Annotated in this window: 19 protein-coding genes; 10 read left to right on the top strand and 9 right to left on the bottom strand. The window is 65.2% G+C overall.

The features are described from left to right. Positions 1-37: 37 nt before the first annotated feature. The 3 genes from pyk to mfnA form a co-directional block, all read right to left on the bottom strand. On the bottom strand, positions 38-1,789 hold the full coding sequence (gene pyk / locus HALRU_RS05420; protein WP_015300394.1) for a pyruvate kinase: 1,752 nt from the start codon (positions 1,787-1,789) through the stop codon (positions 38-40). A gap of 135 nt (positions 1,790-1,924) precedes the next feature. After that, the gene (gene metG / locus HALRU_RS05425; RefSeq protein WP_015300395.1) at positions 1,925-4,051 is read right to left on the bottom strand and encodes a methionine--tRNA ligase; all 2,127 of its coding nucleotides are present in this window, start codon (positions 4,049-4,051) and stop codon (positions 1,925-1,927) included. Positions 4,052-4,374: 323 nt separating this feature from the next. After that, positions 4,375-5,469, bottom strand: a complete 1,095-nt coding sequence (gene mfnA / locus HALRU_RS05430) for a tyrosine decarboxylase MfnA (protein ID WP_015300396.1) — start codon at positions 5,467-5,469, stop codon at positions 4,375-4,377. Positions 5,470-5,633: 164 nt separating this feature from the next. On the opposite strand from mfnA, the gene HALRU_RS05435 reads away from it, so the two are divergent. Both HALRU_RS05435 and HALRU_RS15965 read left to right on the top strand, forming a co-directional pair. After that, positions 5,634-5,996: a MarR family transcriptional regulator gene (locus HALRU_RS05435; protein WP_015300397.1), complete on the top strand. Its 363-nt coding sequence runs from the start codon at positions 5,634-5,636 to the stop codon at positions 5,994-5,996. Further along, positions 5,993-6,334 (top strand): type II toxin-antitoxin system PemK/MazF family toxin, encoded by a 342-nt coding sequence (locus tag HALRU_RS15965; protein ID WP_015300398.1) that lies wholly within the window; start codon positions 5,993-5,995, stop codon positions 6,332-6,334. The genes HALRU_RS05435 and HALRU_RS15965 overlap by 4 nt, the downstream gene beginning before the upstream one ends. A 50-nt stretch (positions 6,335-6,384) precedes the next feature. On the opposite strand, the gene ppsA is transcribed toward HALRU_RS15965, so the two are convergent. Both ppsA and hmgA read right to left on the bottom strand, forming a co-directional pair. Beyond that, positions 6,385-8,721 carry a phosphoenolpyruvate synthase gene (gene ppsA / locus HALRU_RS05445; protein WP_015300399.1) on the bottom strand — a complete coding sequence of 779 codons (2,337 nt, stop codon included), beginning with the start codon at positions 8,719-8,721 and terminating at the stop codon, positions 6,385-6,387. Positions 8,722-9,033: 312 nt separating this feature from the next. Further along, positions 9,034-10,266, bottom strand: a complete 1,233-nt coding sequence (gene hmgA, locus HALRU_RS05450) for a hydroxymethylglutaryl-CoA reductase (NADPH) (protein ID WP_015300400.1) — start codon at positions 10,264-10,266, stop codon at positions 9,034-9,036. Between the two features lie 165 nt (positions 10,267-10,431). On the opposite strand from hmgA, the gene HALRU_RS05455 reads away from it, so the two are divergent. The 3 genes from HALRU_RS05455 (at position 10,432) to HALRU_RS05465 (ending at position 13,662) form a co-directional block, all read left to right on the top strand. Further along, positions 10,432-12,045, top strand: a complete 1,614-nt coding sequence (locus HALRU_RS05455) for an amidohydrolase (RefSeq protein WP_015300401.1) — start codon at positions 10,432-10,434, stop codon at positions 12,043-12,045. 90 nt (positions 12,046-12,135) lie between these two features. Then, positions 12,136-12,570 (top strand): hypothetical protein, encoded by a 435-nt coding sequence (locus tag HALRU_RS05460; protein ID WP_015300402.1) that lies wholly within the window; start codon positions 12,136-12,138, stop codon positions 12,568-12,570. 78 nt (positions 12,571-12,648) lie between these two features. Continuing rightward, positions 12,649-13,662 carry an NAD-dependent epimerase/dehydratase family protein gene (locus HALRU_RS05465; RefSeq protein ID WP_015300403.1) on the top strand — a complete coding sequence of 338 codons (1,014 nt, stop codon included), beginning with the start codon at positions 12,649-12,651 and terminating at the stop codon, positions 13,660-13,662. A 21-nt stretch (positions 13,663-13,683) separates the two neighbouring features. Here HALRU_RS05465 and HALRU_RS05470 read toward each other — a convergent pair whose 3' ends face one another. Next, a complete protein-coding gene (locus tag HALRU_RS05470) occupies positions 13,684-14,124 on the bottom strand; it encodes a hypothetical protein (RefSeq protein ID WP_015300404.1) in 441 nt (146 codons plus the stop codon). A gap of 133 nt (positions 14,125-14,257) precedes the next feature. Here HALRU_RS05470 and HALRU_RS05475 point away from each other — a divergent pair, with 133 nt between their 5' ends. Both HALRU_RS05475 and HALRU_RS05480 read left to right on the top strand, forming a co-directional pair. Continuing rightward, complete coding sequence (locus tag HALRU_RS05475; RefSeq protein WP_015300405.1) at positions 14,258-15,001, top strand: NRDE family protein; 744 nt, start codon at positions 14,258-14,260, stop codon at positions 14,999-15,001. 72 nt (positions 15,002-15,073) lie between these two features. After that, positions 15,074-15,424 (top strand): helix-turn-helix transcriptional regulator, encoded by a 351-nt coding sequence (locus tag HALRU_RS05480; RefSeq protein ID WP_015300406.1) that lies wholly within the window; start codon positions 15,074-15,076, stop codon positions 15,422-15,424. 186 nt (positions 15,425-15,610) lie between these two features. On the opposite strand, the gene HALRU_RS05485 is transcribed toward HALRU_RS05480, so the two are convergent. From HALRU_RS05485 to gatC, 3 genes are all read right to left on the bottom strand, one after another. Next, positions 15,611-16,057, bottom strand: coding sequence for a hypothetical protein (locus HALRU_RS05485; RefSeq protein WP_015300407.1), 447 nt, complete (start codon positions 16,055-16,057; stop codon positions 15,611-15,613). Between the two features lie 65 nt (positions 16,058-16,122). Next, a complete protein-coding gene (gene gatA, locus HALRU_RS05490) occupies positions 16,123-17,391 on the bottom strand; it encodes an Asp-tRNA(Asn)/Glu-tRNA(Gln) amidotransferase subunit GatA (protein WP_148680451.1) in 1,269 nt (422 codons plus the stop codon). Continuing rightward, positions 17,391-17,669 carry an Asp-tRNA(Asn)/Glu-tRNA(Gln) amidotransferase subunit GatC gene (gatC, locus tag HALRU_RS05495; RefSeq protein WP_015300409.1) on the bottom strand — a complete coding sequence of 93 codons (279 nt, stop codon included), beginning with the start codon at positions 17,667-17,669 and terminating at the stop codon, positions 17,391-17,393. Before gatC ends, gatA begins: the two co-directional genes overlap by 1 nt. 474 nt (positions 17,670-18,143) lie before the next feature. Between gatC and HALRU_RS05500 the strand changes: the two genes are divergently transcribed. Genes HALRU_RS05500 through HALRU_RS05510 form a run of 3 tightly spaced genes read left to right on the top strand, consistent with a single transcriptional unit; the run spans position 18,144 to position 21,499 of the window. Beyond that, positions 18,144-19,841, top strand: coding sequence for a 4Fe-4S ferredoxin N-terminal domain-containing protein (locus HALRU_RS05500; RefSeq protein ID WP_015300410.1), 1,698 nt, complete (start codon positions 18,144-18,146; stop codon positions 19,839-19,841). Next, the gene (gene nrfD, locus HALRU_RS05505) at positions 19,842-21,185 is read left to right on the top strand and encodes an NrfD/PsrC family molybdoenzyme membrane anchor subunit (protein WP_015300411.1); all 1,344 of its coding nucleotides are present in this window, start codon (positions 19,842-19,844) and stop codon (positions 21,183-21,185) included. Next, positions 21,182-21,499 (top strand): hypothetical protein, encoded by a 318-nt coding sequence (locus HALRU_RS05510; protein WP_015300412.1) that lies wholly within the window; start codon positions 21,182-21,184, stop codon positions 21,497-21,499. The genes nrfD and HALRU_RS05510 overlap by 4 nt, the downstream gene beginning before the upstream one ends. Positions 21,500-21,588: the final 89 nt, after the last annotated feature.

A 21,588-nucleotide genomic window follows, 5' to 3' on the forward strand; every position in this document is an offset into this window, starting at 1 on the left:
CGTATACGGGAGCCCGCTTCAAAAGTGCGCGGGCGGCTTATCGCTCCGATCCGTCGGTGCCCACGTCACCGTCGTAGACGACGCCCCGATCGCCGTCGATGGTGACGATCCGGCCAGCCTCGACGGTGGTACAGTCCGCGTCGCTGAGCATCGGGATCCCCAGTTCGCGAGCGACGAGTGCGGCGTATCCGGTCATCCCGGGCCGAGTGTCGACGATTCCAGCCAGTTTGGAGACGTCGCCGGTAAACTCGTCGATGGCGTCGATCGCGACGATGGCGCCGTCCGGAACGTCGGTCAGGTCGCCTTCGGGTGCGTGGGCGATCGGCCCGGATGCGCGCCCTTCGACGACGACGCGGCCGGTCTCGATCGTGTCGGCGGCGACGTGTACCTTCAGCATGTTCGTCGTGTTCGCCCCTTCCAGTTCGGTCATCATGCCACAGAGGACGACGACGGTGTCCCCGGATTCGGCGACCCCGGCGTCGAGCGCCGACTGGACGGCCCGCTCGATGACGGCGTCGACACCCTGGTTGCCGACCGGTGCGTATACCGGCGTGACGCCCCAGCTGAGGGCGAGCTCACGCCGGACGTCCTCGTGCGGGGTCGAGGCGACGATGGGGATCGCGGGACGATACTTGGCCGCTTTCCGGGCGGTGTAGCCCGACTCGGTCGCGGCCACGATGGCGTCTGCGTCGACGTCGCGGGCCAGATACCGGGCCGCCCTCGCGAGCGCGTCGGTCCGCGTCGAGCCGGATTTCGGCACGCGTCCCTCGAGGACGGTGTCGTACTCGCCGGAGCGCTCGACCTCGCGGACGATCCGGTCCATCGTCTCGACGACGCGCACCGGGTGGTCGCCGACGGCCGTCTCCGCCGAGAGCATGACGGCGTCGGTCCCGTCGAGGACGGCGTTCGCCACGTCCGAGGCCTCCGCGCGGGTTGGTCGCCGCGAATGGACCATCGAGTCGAGCATCTCGGTGGCCGTGATCACCGGCACGCCGCCCTCGTGTCCGCGGCGGATGATCCGTTTCTGAATCATCGGGACGTCTTCCATGGGGAGCTCGACGCCCAGATCCCCGCGGGCGACCATGATGCCCGCAGACGCGTCGACCAGTTCGTCCAGATTGTCCACCGCGTCGGCGCGCTCGATCTTCGAGATGATCGGCACGTCGGCGTCCAGTCCCTCGAGGACCTCGTTGACCGCGTAGACGTCGTCGGCGTCGCGAACGAAGCTCGCGGCCACGAAGTCGACGTCGTACTCGGCGGCCAGCTCAAGTTCGGCGCGGTCGCCGGCCGTGATCGTCTCGAGGTCGAGGTCGACGCCCGGGACGTTTACGCCCTTTCGACTCCCGAGTTCGCCGCCACTCTCGACTCGCGTCTCGACGCCCTCGCCTGCGACGTCGATCACGTCGAGCTCGATCAACCCGTCGTCGAGCAGGATCCGGTCGCCGGCCGAGACGCCGTCGAGCGGTTCCGAAACCCCGATCCGATCCGTCGTCACGGCGGTTCCTTCCGCCAGCTGAACCGTCTGTCCCGTCTCGAGGGTGATCGTCTCGCCCTCGTCGAGCGGCGCCGTCCGAATCTCCGGTCCTTGCAGGTCGAGCATGATCGCGATCGGGCGGTCGCGTTCCTCGTCGACCGTCCGGAGTCGCTCGATCAGTGCGGCCCGATCCTCGGTGTCGCCGTGACTCGCGTTCAATCGGGCGACGGACATCCCCGCCTCGGCGAGCCGATGGATCGTCTCGCGGTCGCTCGAGGCCGGTCCGAGCGTACAGACGATTTTGGCGTTTCTCATGTGCCCCGCTACGCGTGAGTCAGGGAAAAATCTGCGCAGTTACGACGGGTGCGATCGAGATGGCTGATAGAATTGGTGTGTGTGTGTGTGTGTGTGTGTGTGTGTGTGACTTCGCCGACTACCGAGGGGCGACGGTCACTTGATCTTCTCGCCCAGCGCGGCGTCACCGTGCGTGGTGAGCAGGTCCGCTTCCTCGCCCGCGGCCAGGATCATGCCGTTGGATTCGACACCGAAGAGTTCGGCGGGTTCCATGTTCGCCAGCAGGATACACCGCGTGCCGGGAAGCTCGTCGAGGTCGTGGAGCTGTTTGATCCCGGCGACGACCTGACGCGTCTCGAAGCCGATATCGACTTCGAGTCGGGCGAGGTCGTCGGCACCGTCGATGCCCTCGGCCGTTTCGATCCGGCCGACGCGGATGTCCACGTCCTGGAAGTCTTCGAAGCCGATGCGATCCTCCGTCAACGGTTCGAGGTCGTCTGTGTCGGTCATGCTCGTGGATTGCTCGCCGGCAGTGTCGTCGCTTTCGGTTTCGCCGTCTGCTGGCGCTCCGTCGCCGTCTTCCGTCTCGTCGTCGCTCGCCGCTTCCTCGATTCGTGCTTCGAGTTTCTCGTTCAGTTCGGCGACGCGGTCGTCTTCGATTTTGGCGAATAGTTCGCCGGGTTCGTCGAACGTGTCTTGCGGAGCCGCCAGTGCGTCCTCGAGGTGTGCGTCCGCGATCTCGCCGTCTTCACCGATCTGCTCCCAGAGCGCCTGAGCCTTGCCGGGGGCGATCGGGGAGAGCAGGACGGCGGTGGCCTTCGCGAGCTGGACGCAGTCGCGGATGACCTGTGCCGCCCGGTCGGGCTCCTCGTCGGTGAGCTTCCAGGGTTCGTTGCGCTGGATGTACTCGTTGCCGAACTGGGCGAGTCGCGTCGCGGCGTGGCCGACGTCGCGCAGCGAGTAGTCGTTCACACCGTCGGTGAACGCGTCGATCGCCTCCTCGATGCGCGCTTCGACCTCGTCGGAGACGGCCGAATCGGGCGTTCCGTCGTAGTTCCGGTAGGCAAAGAGCAGGCTGCGGTACCAGAAGTTACCGACGGTACCGACGAGCTCGCCGTTTACCTTCTCCTGGAAGGCGTCCCAGGAGAAGTCGACGTCCTGCTGGAAGCCGCCGGTCGTCGTCAGGTAGTACCGCAGGAGGTCCGGGTGGAACCCTTCGTCGAGGTACTCCCTGGCCCAGATGGCCCGGTTGCGACTGGTCGAGAGCCCCTTGCCGTTGATGGTGATGAAGCCGGTGGCAGCCACTGCACGCGGCGCGTTGTACGCCGCGGCCTCGAGCATCGCCGGCCAGAAGATCGTGTGGTGCTGGATGATGTCCCGGCCGATCACGTGGACGATCTCGCCTTCGTCCGTCCAGACCTGTTCCCAGTCGTATTCGTCGGGGCCGACCCGCTCGGTGTACTGTTTGGTACTCGAGATGTACTCGATCGGTGCGTCGACCCAGACGTAGAGGACGACGTCTTCGGCGGCGCCGTCGTCCCCGGGGTAGTCGATCCCCCAGTCCATATCGCGGGTGAGACACCAGTCCTGGAGTCCCTCTTCGATCCACTGCCGTGGCTGGTTCCGGGCGTTCGACGTGCCTTCGAGGCCGTCCAGGAACTCCGTCAGGTAGTCGGCGAACTCGGAGACGCGGAAGAACTTGTGTGTCCGTTCTCGGTACTCCGCCGGGTTGCCGGTCCGGACGCTCCGTGGGTCCTCGATCTCGCCGGGCTCCAGGTGGCGCTGACAGCCCTCGTCGCACTCGTCGCCGCGGGCCTTCGCACCGCAGTACGGACAGGTCCCCTCGACGTATCGGTCGGGCAGGTAGTCGTCGGCCTTCGGGTCGTAGGCGACGAGGATCTCGTCCTCGTAGACGTAGCCTTCCTCGTCTAACGTCCGGACGATCTCCTGGGTCAGTTCGGTGTTCGTCTCGTCGTGCGTGTGCCCGTAGTTGTCGAAATCGACGTCGAACTTCGGGAACGTTTCCTGATACTGTTCGTGCCAGCGCAGTGCGAATTCCTCGGGGTCGATACCTTCCTGCTCGGCGTTGACGGCGACGGGCGTCCCGTGCATGTCCGAACCCGAGACGTACGCCGTTTCCTGGCCGAGCGTTTCGAGCGCGCGGGCGAACGCGTCCGCGCCGATGTAGCCGCGGAGGTGGCCGATGTGGAGGTCTCCGTTTGCGTACGGGAGCCCACAGGTCACCACCGCCGGTCGGTCCGTCGGAAAGTCTTCGGTACTCATTGTATTTTCTTAGCGTGTCGTTGTCGCGGCGGGCGTAAAACCCGCCGGTTTTCGGTCGTGCGTCGCGCTACTCGTCCACAGGTGGGGTAGAAATCGGGTTTCCCCGCCGCGGGTGCGTGCCGTATGACCGGCGCCGCGACGATCCACCCGTTCGCTATCGTCGCTGACGCATCGTCGCGATCGCCGTGCGTCCAGCGCCCATGATGGCCTCACGTTACCTACCCTCGTACAAAACGTTTCTGAACGGAGTCGTCCGATTTCTGCGCTCCTCGTCGAATCTCCCTCTCCCGGTCGCGAACTCCACCCCGTCGTGATCTCTCCGGTCAATCGTCGGTCGTCGCCGCCGTCGGTGTACACTCGTCGATCGCGGCGAGGTCGTCGACGAACGATTCGAGCATCGATCGGCTCACGTGGGGCATACAGACGACTCGAAGTTCGCCCGTCCCGGTTCGCGAGATTCGCCAGCCGTCTGCACGCAGCGCCTCGAACGTGGGCGTCGGGACGTCCGCGGCAACCAGCGGGAGCGTCGGCCTGACGACGTCGTAGCCGAGTTCGGCGAGCTGCGTCGCCAGCCAGTCGGCGTTTGCCTGTGAGCGATCTGCCTGTGCGGCGTAGCCCTCCGGCCACAGTTCTTCCATCGCGGCGACGGCACTCGCCACGCCGGCACCGGAGCGCGTCCCCGTCAGTGTCGCCTGCGAGGTCGTCTCCAGGTAGGGCGTATCGACGGCCAGTTCGTCGAGTAACGCCTCGTCCCGAACGAGCAAGCCACCGGCGGGGATCGCGGCTTGCCCCATCTTGTGTGGGTCGATGGTCATCGTGTCGACCGGGACGTCGGCGAAGGTCCACTCGGTGTCGGTGAACGGGAGGACGAACCCACCCCAGGCGGCGTCGACGTGGAACAGCGCGCCGACGTCGTGCGCGATCTCACCGAGTGGCCCGAGCGGATCGACTCGGCCGTACTCGGTACTTCCAGCGACGCCGACGATCAGCGCCGTCTCCTCGTTCGCCCGGTCGCGAACCGCGTCGAGACGCACCCGGTGGTCGTCGTCCGTTGGAACGATCGTGAGGTCGACGTCGAGAACGTCCGCGGCCTTCCTGAAACTGAAGTGGCCCGATTCGGGCATGATGACGGACGGTGACTCGATGTCGTTCTTCCGTGCGCGCTCGCGTGCGATTCGAACTGCCTGAATGTTCGCCTCCGTGCCACCGCTGGCGACGTACCCTGCTGGGTCGTCCAGGGCGGCGATGTCGCCGAGCATCGAGATCGCCCGACCCTCGAGATCGGCGACGGTCGGATACGTCCCCGGATCGCCGGGGTTCGTCGCGAGAAACCGTTCGGCGGCCTCCCGGGCGACCGGATGCGGCTCCGTACACATCGAGGAGAGAACCCGGTCGAACCCTTGTGGCTCGGCCTGCATGCGTCAGAACAGGAGAGTGACGGCTTTATCTGTTGTGTTCTCGGGCAGGGTATAACTGCCTTCAGGGGACGAACGCACAAACGTTGGCATCATTGACAGCTGGATACATCGGTTACATAGGTTACGTCGGAAACGCTTACGACAGTCGCTCCCGTATAGCCATCATGGTCATCGATATCGATACGTTCGAAGAAACTCCGGAGCCGGAACTGGGGGACCTGAGCAATCCGGAAAAAGTCCTCCAGTTTCTCCTCTCGAACGACGACAAAGCGTTCAAAGCCGCCGAAATTGCAGACGAAACTGGCATCCCGCAGAACTCGATTGCGACCGTTCTCGGCCGCCTCGAAGACCGAGGGCTCGTTCGCCACAAGGCGGCGTACTGGGCGATCGGAGAACCGGAGCGCATCGCGTCGTTCGGTCGATACCGCCGCGTCACCGAGCGTTTGAACGAGCGATTCGGGACAGAGGATCGAGAGGCCTGGCAAGAACATGCAGCCGGGACACCATCGACCGACGAAGACGAATGACGCGGGAACGAACTGACGTCGTGTACGGTGCGGACCCGTTCAAAGGTGACCAGTATTCGAGACCGTGGTGTATTCTGAACGACGAACAGTATCCGTTCCACGGCGACCAGTTTCTCGTCGTGCCATTGACGACGAAGAACTGGTACGACGGGCTCGTCCCGATCCCTGAACGCGCGTGGATCAACGGTGGGACGCCAGAACCGAGCAATCTCGTTCCGTGGACCGTCCACACGCTCGACGAGGCCGATATCGAGTTCTGGCAGGGAACGCTCGAAGCGTCACTCGTCGACCAGGTAACGTCGACGCTCACGTCGTATCTCGCCGGTCGGTCGGACTGAGAGCAACGATCCGACGAGCGCGGAAATAGGACGAACCCGAGCGCTCTCTCTTACCGAACCGAATCGAGCAGCAACTTCTGTTCGACGCGCTTGACCTCGTGCTGGACGTCGCGGACGGCGTCGATGTTCGCCGAGATGGAGCTGATTCCCTCGTTGACGAGGAAGCGGACCATTTCGGGTTTCGAGCCGGCCTGCCCGCAGATTGAGGTGTCGACGCCGTGTTCGCGACAGCGCTCGATGACGTCGCCGATCAGTCTGAGGACCGCTGGGTGGAGCTCGTCGAAGCGGTCGGCGACGTGCTCGTTGTTCCGGTCGACGGCGAGGGTGTACTGGGTGAGGTCGTTCGTCCCGAAGGAGGCGAAGTCGATGCCCGCGTCGGCCATCTCCTCGACGCCGAGCGCCGAGGCCGGCGTCTCGATCATCACGCCCCAGGTTCGTTTCTCGGGATCGATCCCGGCCTCTTCCATGAGCCGCTTCGATCGGTAGACGTCCTCGGCGTCGTTGACCAGCGGCAGCATGATCTCGACGTTGTCGTAGCCGAGGTCGTAGAGTCGCCGGAACGCCTCGAGTTCGTGGGCGAAGACGTCGGGCCGGTCGAGGCTCCGACGAATCCCGCGGTAGCCGAGCATCGGATTGTGCTCGCTCGGCTCGTCCTCGCCGCCCTCGAGCTGGCGGAACTCGTCGGTCGGCGCGTCGAGCGTTCGGACGCGGACCGGGCGCGGGTAGAACTCGTCCGCGACGCCGCGGATGCCCTGGACGAGTTCGTCGACGTAGGCGTCGACGCCCTCGTCTTCGATGAACTTCGCCGGTGTCCGGTTCAGCGAGAGGATCATGTGCTCGGTGCGCAGGAGGCCGACGCCGTCGGCCCCAGTCGCGGCGGCGCGCTCGGCCGCCTCCGGGATGGAGACGTTGACTTTGACCTCCGTGGCCGTCATCGGCTTGACCGGCGACTGCGGCCGGACGTCTTCGACCGGCTCGGTCTCCTCTTCCGTCTCGACCGTCTTCCCGGCGAGTACCTGCCCTCTGTCGCCGTCCAAAGTGATCTGCTGGTCGTCATCGAGGACAGTCGTCGCGTTCGTCGTGCCGACGATCGCCGGGACGCCGAGTTCACGTGAGACGATCGCGGCGTGACTGGTCATGCCGCCTTCGTCGGTGACGATGCCAGCGGCCCGCTTCATCGCGGGGACCATGTCCGGCGTGGTCATCTCGGTGACGATGATATCGCCCTGGCGGACCTTGTCGAGGTCGTCGAGTTTCGTCACGAGTCGGGCCGGGCCGGCGACGCGGCCCGGGCTCGACCCGAGCCCGTCGACGAGCAACTCTCCTTCGGGGGCGACGGTTTCGCCTGAGAGTTCGCCACCGGCGGACTCCACCCCGCCGCTGCCGTCGGTGACACTCGTGACGCCCTCGGATCCGGTGGCGTCGGTGATATCGTCCGGACCCGAGATCGTGGTGATCGGTCGGGACTGGAGCATGTAGTCCTCCCCGTCGGCCATCGCCCACTCGACGTCCTGTGGGGTGTCGTAGTGGGATTCGACCCGTTCGCCGAGTTCGACGAGTCGTTCGACGTCGGCGTCCGACAGGACGCGCTTTTCGCGGTCCTCGGGATCGACGTCGACTTCGACGGTTTCGCCTGTCTCGGGGTCTTTGACGTGTTTGACCTTCTTGTCGGCGATCGTCACGTCGATCTCGCCGTCAGCACGATCGACGACGTAGTTGTCCGGTGAGACCGCACCCGAGACGACGGCTTCGCCCAGGCCCCAGGCTGCCTCGACGATCATGGTCGGGTCGCCGGTCGAGGGGTGGCTGGTGAACATGACGCCGGACTTCTCGGCGTCGACCATCTGCTGGACGACCACGGCGATGTTGACTGCCGAGTGATCGAAGCCCTGTTCCTGTCGATAGTAGATCGCCCGCTGGGTAAATAGCGAGGCCCAGCACCGGCGGACGCGGTCGAGCAAATCGTCCTCTGTGACGTTCAGGAACGTCTCCTGCTGACCGGCGAACGAGGCGTCGGGCAGGTCCTCCGCGGTGGCCGACGAGCGGACCGCGACGAACGCCTCCTCGTCGGCCGTCCCGACGTCGTGGTAGGCGGCGAGTATCTCTTCGCGCAACTCCTCGGGGAACGGCGTCTCCTCGATGAGTTCCTGTGCGTGGTCGGCAGCGTCGGCGAGGGCGGCCGAATCCTCGACGTCGACCTCGACGGCATCGAACAACTCCTCGTCGATGCCGGCGTTCTCGATGAACTCCCGGTAGGTGCCAGCGGTGACGACGAAGCCAGGCGGGACCGGCAGCCCTGCTCCCGTAAGCTCGCCCAGGGACGCGCCTTTGCCCCCGACGGACTCCAGGTCGTCGGCGCCGATCTCGTCCAGCCAGAGTACAGCCATCTGTGTCTGTGTGCTTGACGGACTGGATAAAGAAGCTTCCGAAGCCATCACCCCGGTGAGTCATTCACGCGCCTGAGTCTCCCGAATAGCGCAATATTTGCGCCAGTGGCTGGTGAATTATTCTGCGGATACCGGGTCGTACCGAGGCGGTCGTTTGCCTTCGTTCGTCCACGTTGAGCGGCCCACCTCGTGATGTGATCGTTTCCACATTCCCACTCGGATGTACGCGACCGCCCTCGTCAGCTGTGAAGCACCCACCGCCGTCCTCCTCCTATCGTCCAACCCTCCTCCTATCGTCCAGTCCAACCCCTCCTATCTTCCGAGGTCTTCGTGCGCGCTTGCGAGGTGCCGCGAGGAGAGGGCGGCGAGCAGGGAGAGTTCGCCCGCCAGCGCGCCGACGGCGATGACCTCGGCCAGCGCGTTCGCATTCTCACCGGCGGGCTCTCCACTGCCACGCAGGTCGAGGACGTCGAGCGCTTCGGCCTGGGTCGGCAGTTTCGTGCCGCCGCCGACGGTGCCGACCTGGAGGGAGGCCAGCGAGATGCTGGCGTAGAGGTCTTCGGACCCGTCTTCGTCACGCTCACGGGTCTCCATCGTCGTGATCGCGTTCGAGCCCTCGACCACGTGAGCCTCGTCCTGGCCCGTCGCGAGGAAGGCCGCGGCGACGACGTTCGCCGCGTGTGCGTTGAACCCGAGGCTGCCGGCCTTCGCGCTACCGATCAGGTTCTTGCGAGTGTTGGCCTCGACGATCCCCTCGGCCGTGGTTCCCAGCCGATCCTCGACGAGTTCTCCGGGGATGACGACGTCTGCGGTGACCGACCGGCCGCGTCCTTCCACCGCGTTGATCGCTGCAGGCTTCTTGTCCGAACAGAGGTTGCCCGACACCGCGACGAGCGAGGCTGGCGTCTCGGCCTCCACGACGTCGCAGGCTTCGCGGGTCGCGATCGTGACCATGTTCATCCCCATCGCGTCTTTCGTGTCGTAGGCGAAGCGGAGGTAGACGGAGTCGCCGACGACGTAGGGCTCGACGCCGAGCAGTTCGCCGTGGCTGGTCGTCGACTCGGCCGCCTCGCGGAGGTCGGCTTCGTGCGACTCGACCCACTCGACGGTCTCGGCCGCTTCGGCGACGCCGTCGACCCGGAAAACCGGCGCGCGCGTCATTCCGTTCTTCGTCACGCGGGCGGTCGAGCCACCTGCGTCGTCGATGACGGAGAGGCCGCGGTTGACGGAGGCGACTAGCGCGCCCTCGGTCGTCGCGAGCGGGAGATAGTACTCGCCGCTGGCCGCCCCACCGTCGACGGCGACCGGACCGGCGACGCCCATGGGGATCTGGGCAGCACCGATCATGTTCTCGATGGCCGTGTCGGCTGCCTCGGCGGCCGGGAACGAGTAGTCGCCGATCGTCTCGAGGGTCGTGTCGGTTTCGGCCTCCAGCAATCGGCGACGGGCCTCGGCTGCGGTGTCTGAGTCCGCGTGGTCGTCCAGTTCGTACAGTCGAAGCTCGCCGTCGCGGACGCGGTCGGCCAGGGTCTCGGCGTCGCTCATGCGTCAGTCGAGACGGGGCCCGGTCCTAACAGTTGCTGATTCCGTTCGATCCTGTGCTCCCCGCGACGCCACGGATAACCATCGGCGATCGTGACGCGGTGGCGATCCCCGCCGCGATTCGCCGGAGGCGCAATCGTTTTGGGACTGCCACGCACCGGTCAGGTCATGACCGAGGCTGCAGATCTCGTCTTGCTCGACGGGGACGTCCACACCCTGGCGGGGGCGACCGACGGCACTGGCACAGTCACGATAGCCGACGAAGGGGAGTCAGCGGACGTTCAGGAGGCGATCGCGATTCGCGACGGCGAGATCGTCCGCGTCGGACGAACCGTCGAGATCGAACACCTCAAGGGCGTCGAGACGACCGTGATCGATTGTGCGGGACGAACGGTCGTACCGGGATTTATCGACGCACACACGCACATGGAAACGCAGGGCCTGTACCTTGTCCACGCGGATCTCTCCGACGCCGCGAGTCTCGACGACGCGCTCGACGAACTAGACCGTCAGGCCGAGACCGGCCGTGAGTGGATCCTCGGATTCGGCTACGACGAGAGCGAGTGGCCCGAATCGCGCTACCCGACACGGGAGGATCTGGACGCGATCAGCGAGGAACGGCCCGTCGTCGCGATGCGCGTCGATATGCACACCGCGTCGCTCAACTCCGTCGCGCTCGACCGATTGCTCCCCGACCTCCCGGCCGACGACGTCCGGACGGCAGACGGTGAGCCGACCGGTGTGGTCGTCGAGGACGCCGCAACTCAGGTCTGGGGTGGCTCGGACGACTCTGACGCGGAGACGCGTGAACTCGTGACGGCGGCGATCGACCACGCCACCTCGCTCGGGGTCACCGGCGTCCACGAGAAAGTTCGCCACTCCCGCGCGCCGCGAATCTACCGCGAACTGGATCGCGACGGCGACCTCGACTGTCGGGTCCGGCTCGATTACTGGAGCGATCATCTGGAGACGGCGATCGACGTCGGCCTCGCGACGAACGCGGGGAGTGACTTCGTCCGAACCGGCGGGATCAAGTCCTTCACCGACGGGAGTATCGGCGCCCGGACGGCGAAGCTCTTCGAACCGTACGAGGACCTCGACGGCACGGGATCCGACGCCAGCGAGGAGGGCCCCGACGACGGCCGCGGCCAGTGGGTCGTCGAGCCCGACGAACTCCGCGAGGTCGCTACCCGGGCCGTCGACTACGACTTCCAGCTGACCGTCCACGCGATCGGCGACGAGGCGATCGGGGCGGCGGTCGACGTCCTCGCCGACACGGAGACCGCACCGACCGCTCGTCACCGCATCGAACACGTCGAACTCGCGACCGACGAACAACTCGCCTCGATGGCCGACGCGGGGATCGTCGCGTCGATGCAGCCGAACTTCCACCAGTGGGCCCAGCCGGGCGGGCTGTACGACCAGCGCCTCGGCGAAGGGCGGCGAAAACGATCCAATCGGCTCCGAGCAGTCCTCGACGCGGGTGCCCCGCTCGCGTTCGGCTCCGATAGCATGCCGCTCGACCCGCTGCTCGGGATCCACCACGCCGTCAACGCACCGACGGCGTCCCAGCGACTCTCGGTGACTGAAGCCATTCGCGCGTACACCATCGGTGCGGCGTATGCCGGATTCGACGAGGACCGACTCGGGACGATCGAGGTGGGGAAGCGAGCCGATCTCGCCGTGCTCTCGGAGTCGCCCTGGGACGAACCGGATGGGATCGACGAGATCGATGTCGTGGCGACGCTCGTCGACGGCTCACTCGTCTTCGACGATCGCTGAATCGGGTGCCGGCTCGACTCGCCTGTGGCGATCGCACGGACTGGGACGAATCCTTCGCTTTTAACTGCTCGCCCGGACGAATTCGTCTCGATGAGTACTCGTTCCTCTGGCCACGTCGGTCTCAGTCTGTTACTCGCCGGCTTCGGTCTCTATCTCCCGCTCAGCTACGGCTACTCGCTGTGGGTGGCGCCGACCGGGAAAGCGGGGGCCGCCGGTCGCCTGTGGCTGGGTGCGTTCGTCGTTCTCGTGGTGCTCGCTTCTGTGCTCGGGATCGTTTCGGGTCTGCTTGTGTGGGCTCGCTCGCAGCGGGGGCGCACGCTCGGCTATCTGTTCGTTCTCACCTGGGTCCTTCTCGAAGCGCTCGCACTCTGGGGTTGGATCGAGGGCCCGCTGATCGCACCCGTCGTCGTCCGTGACCCGATGGCTCCCGCGGTTCGACTCTGGGTCGCCCTCTCGATCGGCCTCTTCATCTGGGGGTGGGCTAGCGAGTACCTTACCAGCCCCTCCACGCAGGACCCGGCGTAGTCGTCGTGTCGCGTCGGCCCGATTTCAGCCGGTTCCGACTCCGGCATCGTTATTGTCCGCAGGGGTGATCCGATTCGTATGGACCATGCGCTCGTTATCGGCGGCACGCGCTTTATCGGTCGCCACCTGGTCGAGGAGTTGCTCGAACACGACTACGACGTGACGCTGTTCAACCGTGGGAATCACGAGAACCCGTTCGCCGACACCGACGGCGTCGACCACGTGCAGGGGGACCGGACCGACGACGGCGACCTCGTCGAGGCCGCTGCGGTCGAGCCGGACGCCGTCTTCGATTGCGTCGCGTACTTCCCGCGGGACGTCCGCCAGGCGACGACGGTGTTCGACGACGTCGACGCCTACGTCTACATCTCGAGCGGCGCTGCCTACGGCCGGGAGGACCTTCCGAAGCGCGAGGGGTTCACGCCACTTTGTGAGTGCACCGACGAGCAGGCCATCGCTGACGAGTCGGACACCTACGGACCGCGAAAGGCCGAGGGTGATCGCGCGGTCTTCGAGGCGGCCGCCGACGGCGTCAACGCGATGAGCGTTCGCCCGCCGATCGTCTACGGCCCCCACGACTACACCGAACGCCTCGACTACTGGATCGACCGCATTCACCGCTTCGACCGCGTGGTCCTCCCCGGCGACGGGACGAACCTCTGGCACCGCGTCTACGTCGAAGACGTCGCGAGCGGGATGCGGATCGTCGCCGAGGAGGGCGAACCCGGCGAGTCGTACAACGTCGGCGACCAGCGCGCCGTAACCCTACGTGGCATGCTCGAACTGATCGACGAGTCGCTCGCCGCCGTCGACCCCGACCACGAAGCGGGGGTCGAACTCGTCACCGCGGGCGCCCGCGAACTCGCTGCAGCCGACCTCGCGCTCGAGGACTTCGTCCTCTACCGAGACCCGCCCCACATGCTCACCACGGAGAAGGTCGCCCAGCTCGGCTGGGAGTCGACACCACTGTCTGAGGCGATGGAGCGAACGGTCGACGACCACCTCGCGTCGGATCGAACCGGCCGGGAAAACGGTCCCGACCGAGCTGACGAAGAGCGAATTCTCGGCGTCCTCGATACGCTGACGGAGTAAGCCGACACCCGTCCGCGTCCGTCAGCGTCGCCGGACGATCCCTCTTGCCAGATCCTCTAGCACCCACAGTAACACGATAGCCGTGAGTGGGAATATCCACCAGTATACGTAGATCGCGTCCAACCGAATCGTCAACAGGGGTTCCACTCCCGAATCGAGGGCGCTTTGAATGTCTCTCCAGCTCGTATACGTCGCACCGACGTAGAACGTCACAGCCGCGAGCAACGGTGTGTATCGCCGGTGGGCGACGGCTACGTGAACCATCACGTAACCGATCGTGAACAGTCCGATCGCGACGTATACACTTTCCGCGACGGTGCCGACGGAAATCGGGGTAAGCAGATCGGTGACTGGCTGTCGGCGGATGGCATGATAGAGGTAGAGAACGGCCGCAGCGTGGCACACGCCACCGATTGTAGGCAAGTGTTTGGCCTCCGGAACCTTACCCACTGGCCGAGCCATGTGTTTGTCGTAGCTACGATCGGCATTGTTTTTACCGATTTCACTGTCCTTCCCAGGTGCTGCGTCTGTCCGGTGGACCGTACCGCGTCGTCGGGTGAGAACGCCTTTAGTCCGTCCTGCGCGTGTACCGACTATGTGCACGTTCATCCTCGCGTGGCAGGTGTTCGCGGAGGCACCCGTCGTCGCGGCTGCCACGCGCGACGAAGCGCTCGATCGACCCGCCGAGCCGCCGGGTCGGTATCGTGGGGATCCGGTCGTCGTCGCGCCGCGCGACGCCGAGGCCGGTGGCACCTGGATCGGCGTCAACGAACACGGGGTACTCGTCGCGCTCACGAACCGCTGGACCGACGCTGAACTGGCAGGTGAGCGATCACGCGGGAAGCTGGTCGCGGATGCACTCGCGAGCGAGTCGGCGACGGCGGCCGGCCGCCTCGTCGAGGAATCCGTCGCAGACGCCGAGTACGATGGGTTCTACCTGGCGATTGCGGACGCCGAGACGGCGACGATACACGCCTGGGACGGGACGCTCGATCGAGTCGAGCTCGACCCTGGTGTACACGTGCTGGTCAACGTCGGACGGTCGGTCGAGCCCCAGATCCCGTCGGCCCGTGAGGAACTGGGGCGGGAACAGGCGGAGAGCGCCGTCGCCGTCCGGACCGCACTCGCGCCAGCCACCGACGAGACTGCCGAAGCGTGGCTCGATCGTGCCAGCGGCGTGATGGCCGATCACGACTACGGCGTCTGCAAACACGGCGACTCCTACGGCACGCGTTCGGCCTCACTCGTCTCGATCGGGCGGTCCATTACGTACGAATACGCCGATGGCCCGCCCTGCGAGACGCCATTCGAGTCGATCGACGTCGAAAGCCACATTTAAGCGGATTGGAACCCGTTGTTGGGGTATGGAGACAGGGTTCCGGGTACGACGTCACTGCGCCGAGGTGGTATCGTGAGTCTCGCCGAGGTCGAAGCCGACCTGTCGGAGGACGAACGGGCCGGCCTCGAACTCGTCCGCCAGTCCGGCGGCATCCACCAGAGCGACTTCTGGAAAGAACTCGGCGTCTCCTCGCGCAAGGGGAGTCGGATCGTCGAGAACCTCGTCGAGAAGGAACTCGTCGACCGTGAGGACGCGGTCTACGATGGACACAACACCTACTACATCACGCCGACCGCGCGGGACCTCGACTTCCGCCTGCTGATGGCCGGCGACATGCTCTCGCCGTTCATCGGCGAGGAGGAAGTCGACGCTAACAGCGACGCCTTCTCGCAGTGGATCATGAACCTCGCGTACGAGGATTGAGGCGCCGATCGGTGGTCCGGTGACGATCGCTTTCTTTCGTCGAACGCTCGACGGCCTCCTCGTCGCACTCGACTGGGAACCGTTCGGTACACCCGTGGATGATCTACACGTTCGTGCCGGAGATTCTCGCACGTTGAGGACTACTGGGACCGGTCAGGACGTGAACGAGACGATAGCAACTCTGTCTCAGGCCCGGGACAGTTGCCGTTCGATGAGGACGTACGGGTCACGTTCGCGGTTGTAGTAGGGGACGTCGCCCGCGATCGCTTCGACGATCCGTCGGTGGACTTCCCGTGCCGCGCGAGATTCGTCGGGGGTGAGGTTGTGGCGGCCGCGAATGTCGTCCCAGAAGCCGTCGTCGAGCCAGTAGACGCCCTCGTCGTTCGACTGGTGAACCGCCCGCTCGACGGTGAGCGGTTCGGTGCCGGCGAGCTCGCGTCCGACGAGCTGTGCCCGCGCGAGGATGGCCACGAGCTGTCGGCGGGAGACGGGAGCGTGCAGGGCGACGTCGTCGATCGTCGTTCCGAAGTACTCCTCGACGATATCGCAGGCTCGGGAGAACTCGTCGAACGCGACGTCGGTAGTAGCGTCGTGAATCATCGGCGACTGGTTCGTCTTGGTGACAGTGTACATGGACGGCCGATAAAAACTTATCCCTCGACTGTCCCGGTTCGGTACTCCCCCTCGTCTCGACGCGCTTATTCGAGGGCGCTGGCGACCGAGATGATCGTTCGTTCGCCGAACGCGGGGCCGACGAACTGGATGCCGACGGGGAGGCCGTCCGTCTCACCGGCGGGGACAGAGATGGCCGGCAGGTCGGCCAGATTGACCGGGACCGTGTTCGCGTCGGCGAGGTAGAGCGCGAGCGGATCGTCGAGGCTCTCGCCGAGTTCGAACGGCGGGACCGGCATCGTCGGCGAGGCGAGGACGTCGACGTCGTCTAGCACGCGATCGAAATCCTGTTTGATCCAGTCACGTGCCTGCTGGGCTTTCGCGTAGTACTTGTCGTGGTAGCCTGCCGAGAGGGCGTACGTACCCAGCAGGATTCGTCGTTTCACCTCTTCGCCGAAGCCTTCCGATCGCGTCTGGGCGAACGACTCGTTCCAGTTGCCGTCGGTGTCGCTCTTGTGGCCGTATCTGACGCCGTCGTATCGAGCCAGGTTCGACGAGGCTTCGGACATGGCGATCACGTAGTAGGCCTCGACGGCCTGTTCGACCGAGGGGAGGTCGACTTCGGTCGTCGTCGCCCCCTGTGCTTCGAGGGATTCGAGGGCGCTCTCGAACGTCTCCCGGACCCCCTCGTCGGCCCCTTCGACGAGCTGCGTCGGGACGCCGATCGTCATCCCGTCGACCGACCCGTCAGCCGCGTCGGCGTAGGAACCCTCACCCGGATCCGATCGCGTGGTCGCGTCGCAGTCGTCGGGACCGGCGATCACGTCGAGCAGCGACGCCGCCTCGGAGACGGTCGGTGCCAGCGGCCCGATCTGTTCTAAGCTGTTCGCGTACGCGATCAACCCGTAGCGAGAGACGAGGCCGTAGGTCGGCTTGATGCCGACGACGCCGCAGAACGCCGCCGGACACCGGATCGATCCGCCGGTGTCACTCCCGAGTGCGAGATCGGCGTCGCCGGCCGCGACGGCGGCCGCGGAGCCACCGGAGGAGCCGCCGGGGACGTGTCCCGGTGCGGCCGGGTTGTCGGTCGGTCCGACGAACGAGGTCTCGGTCGTCGTCCCCATCCCGAACTCGTCCATGTTGGCTTTCCCGACGATCGTCGCCCCCGCATCGTGGACGCGTTCGACCACGGTCGCGTCGTACGGTGGCACGTAGTCTTCGAGCATGGCCGACCCGCAGGTCGTTCTGACGCCCTCCGTGGAGATGTTGTCCTTGATTGCGATCGTCTTCCCTGCGAGCACACCGTCTTCGGCGCCGCCGAGTTCGGTTTCGGTGATGAATGCGTCGGACATGATCAGGAGACGTTCGGCCCTTTGAAGCGGCCATCTTCGGTTTCCGGGGCGTTCTCGAGTGCTTGTGCCGACGAGAGCGAGTCACGTCTCTCGTCCGGCCGCAGGACGTTCGTTAGTTCGGCCGACCGTTCGACCGAGGGGACGTCTTCGAGCGTCTCGAAGGCGTCGAGGATCTCCTCGAACTGCGTGGTGAACCGATCGACTTCGTCGTCCGCGAGTGCGACCCGTGCCAGGGACGCGACGTGGCGGACGTCCTTTTCGGTGACGGCGTCCTCGCTCATGCGCGATGTGACTCCCCTGCCGGGAGTAAGGGTTTCGATACGTGGGTACAGACCGCGGGTACAGACACCTGGTATTGGTGGGAGAGTGCCACAAGTACACGCCTCGCGATTCGTCGGTCAGTGTCGATGGCCAGCTGCGCCACGCCCCCGGGCCGAGCGAATACGATACGGCTGCAAACCGAAACTCGTGACAGATCCGACAGTGGTCTGAGCCGGATTGTGTGCGTTGCCATTCCCAGCCGGTGGGAATGGGGGAAGGATTAACCGAGACGGAGTGGGGTCGTCTGAACCAATGTGCGGGAATAGAGACGACGGACTGTGGCGGAATGGACCGATTTCGGACCGGGGGACTGGGGACAAGGGGGCCAGCGGCGGACGCCGAAGCCGAGTCAGTTCGGCCCGATCTAGTGCCGCCCGGAAGTCGACACCTTTTCAATGGCACCACGACGAGCCTAGTCCAGTGAGGCCGGCACAATGAGCACGAATACAGAGGACGAATCGTTCCATCCACTCGGTGCTGAGTGGGAGTCAGAGCTCACGTCGATGCTCGACGATACCGAGCACGACACGGAGCTCGGACTCGCCATGGCCGAAGATGCCCAGCGACTCGTCGCTGGTGAACTGACGGAAGCCGAGTTTCAGGAAAAGTACCACGAACAGGTACTCGACGAGTTCGGCGAAGACGAGCGTCCGACGGCGGACGCGATCGAGGAGCTCGAAGACGAGGACGGCGGGCTCGTCGACGCTCTCACGTCGCTCGCTGATGGCGACCAGAGCCGACGTGACGTGATGAAGAAGATGGGCGTCGGCGGTGCCGCACTCGGCGTGGGTGCACTCGCTGACGGCCGAGACCGAGACGCCAACGCTCCCTCCTCCGGCGGTGACACCTCCGGAACGCAGTGGGGCATGACGATCGACCTCGAGGTCTGTGACGGCTGTCTCTCCTGCATGCAGGCGTGCGGCGAGGAGAACAACCTCGACGAGGGCGTCAACTGGATGTACGTCATGGCCTACGAGGACGACACCGTCGGGGCGCCGGAGAATCCCGACGAGGCCAGCGTCAAGGACTGGCCGTATCTCGTCCGGCCGTGTCAGCACTGTACTGACGCACCGTGTGAGAAGGTCTGCCCGACGACGGCTCGCCACACTCGAAGTAAGGACGGCATCGTCCTGACCGACTACGACGTCTGTATCGGCTGTCGCTACTGTCAGGTCGCCTGCCCGTACGGGGTCAATTACTTCCAGTGGGACGAACCCGACGTTAGTCAGGATGCGATCGCGGAACAGCACTCAGACATGACGGGCGATCACATCCACGACTACCGCGACCGACCGGTCGACAGCCGGTCCCCACGTGGCGTCATGAGCAAGTGTACGTTCTGCCCGAGTCGCCAGGACGGCTACGGTGGCGAAGACAAGGTCGGGACGACAGCCTGTATGGACGCCTGTCCGCCAGGCGCGATCCAGTTCGGTGACGTCAACGAGGACGGAAGCGATCCGAGCGTCTACGCCGACTACCCCGCGTTCGGTCGTGCCGTCGAGAACTTCTTCAACGGTCCGGGCGGCGCTGCACCAGCATCGCCCCTCCCGTCGATCGACGAGATCGAGTCGGAACTTGGAACGACCGGGGAGGCGACGCTCGACGAGGCGTTCGATCTCTTCCAGATCGACTTCGTCCAGTCGTCGTACTTCTCGGTGAACGGCTACGAACTGATCGGGACGATTCGAGCGATCACCATCATCGCCGACGACATCGAACTCTCCAACGATCTCGACCGGAATCGGTCGATGGCGGCTGCAGTCGAGGAAGCCCGCGCCTACAACGATGCGCTCGTCGCGGCCGGCATCGACTTCGAGTCGACCGAGGTCAGGCGTACGCTCAACCTCGGCGAGGAGACGTTCGGCGACGCTCGTAGCACCCTCAAATCCGTCTTTGGCGACGAGGCCTCGGCGTTCAACCTCCTGGAGGAGGTCGGAACGAGTCCGAACGTCACATACATCGGTAACGAACCGGGTCCACACGCCCAGCAGATCCCGGCGGAAGAGATCCCCGAGGGCAAAAACGTGACACAGTACTCGGACATTACGTACTCCCGGGCCGACGGCTCGGATGCTTCGGTCGTCGACAATCGTATGGACGTGATCGAAGAAGAAACCGTCCGGGGGCTCTAAATGAGCGCCGAAACCCCATCCGAGGCGGACATCCTCCGCCCGGTCAACACGCTGACGAAGAAGTGGGTCGCTCTCGTTGCCATCGCTGGGCTGGCGTTCGCTCTCTTCCTGGTTGGCTGGGCCTACCAGCTGCAGAAGGGGCTCGTCGTCACCGGTCTCGGCGACTGGGGCAGCGGTGGCGGTGTCACCTGGGGCGTCTACATCGGCGCCTTCATCTGGTGGGTCGGGATCGCCCACGGCGGGATCATCCTCTCCGCAGCCGTCCGACTGCTCGGCATGGAGCGATACATGCCGGTCGCGCGGATGGCCGAACTCCTGACCCTCGGTGGCCTCTCCGCAGCCGGATTCTACATCCTCGTGCACATGGGACGTCCGGACCGCATGGTCACGAGTGTCATCAGCCACTATCACATCACGGTCCACAACTCACCGCTTGTGTGGGACGTGACGGTCATCACGGCGTACTTCGTCCTGACGGCGACGTACCTCGGGCTGACGATTCGCTACGACATCGTCCGTCTCCGTGATGACCTCCCGGACATCCTAGAACCCGTCTACAAGATTCTGACCTTCGGCTACTCGGAAGCCGAGGACGAGATCATCGAGCGGATGGTCTGGTGGATCGCCGCGGCGATCATCATCATGGCTCCGCTCTTGCTCCACGGCGGCGTTATCCCGTGGCTGTTCTCGCTCCTCGCGACCTACCCGATCTGGGACGGCGGCATTCAGGGGCCGATGTTCCTCGCGATCGCCCTCACGTCGGCGATCAGCGGTGTGACCATCGCCGCTGCCGCGTTCACGCGCGCGTACGATTGGCATCACATCATCACCCGTGACATCTTCCGCGGGCTCTTGCTCTGGCTCGGGTTCTTCAGCCTGATGCTGCTGTGGTTCCAGCTCCAGACGATCATCAACGGCGTCTACTTCCCTGGCGTGGCGGCACTCGAAGCCGCCCACGGCAAACTTCACGCGCCGCTGTACATGGTCTCGATGGGGCTGGTGGCCGGCAGTCTGATGTACATCTTCGCCCAGGCGCTTCGACCCGAACTCTTCACCAAGACGCGAGCGATCATCACCGCGTTCGCCGTGCTGTCGGCGACGCTGATCGAGAAGGTCCTGTTCGTCGTCGAGGGATTCCTCTACGTGCAGTTCAGTATGTACAGCGGGGTCCCCGGGACGTACGTGCCGAGCCTGATCGAGATCGCGTCGATCCTCGGCACGATCGGGATGGTCGCACTGATCTTCCTGTTCGTCTCGAAGATGATTCCGATCGTCGAACTCCACTCGATCGAGCACCTTCGTGGCGATCACGATGAGCACGGCTCGACGGAGGTGGAAGCATGAGCCTCCTCGCTGGTGCACTCGATGTGACGGCGTCCGCGGTCGCGAACCTGCCGCTGTACCACGGCTACGAGCCCACGAGCGGGACGACCGGGTTCTCCGGACCGGGGACGTGGATCATCTTCGGACTGATCCTGATGCCGGTCTACGTAATGACCATCTCGTGGTTCGTCGGGAACCCGAGCGACGAGAAGACGGGCCTGCTCGGCGTCGTCTACCTCGTCGGGATCACCGCGAACATGTGGGTCGGGATGTTGATCCTCACCGTCCTGATCGGCCTGGTCTTCTACGGCGGCGCACCGTCGCCGCTCGGCTGAACCCACTCGCCGAATTCGCCACCGGCGGCGTCCGTTTCGACACGCCGGCCGTTCGATCGGTCTCGCGAATCGTTGATTCTCCGCTCTGT

It is taken from the genome of Halovivax ruber XH-70 (assembly GCF_000328525.1).
Taxonomy (GTDB): domain Archaea; phylum Halobacteriota; class Halobacteria; order Halobacteriales; family Natrialbaceae; genus Halovivax; species Halovivax ruber.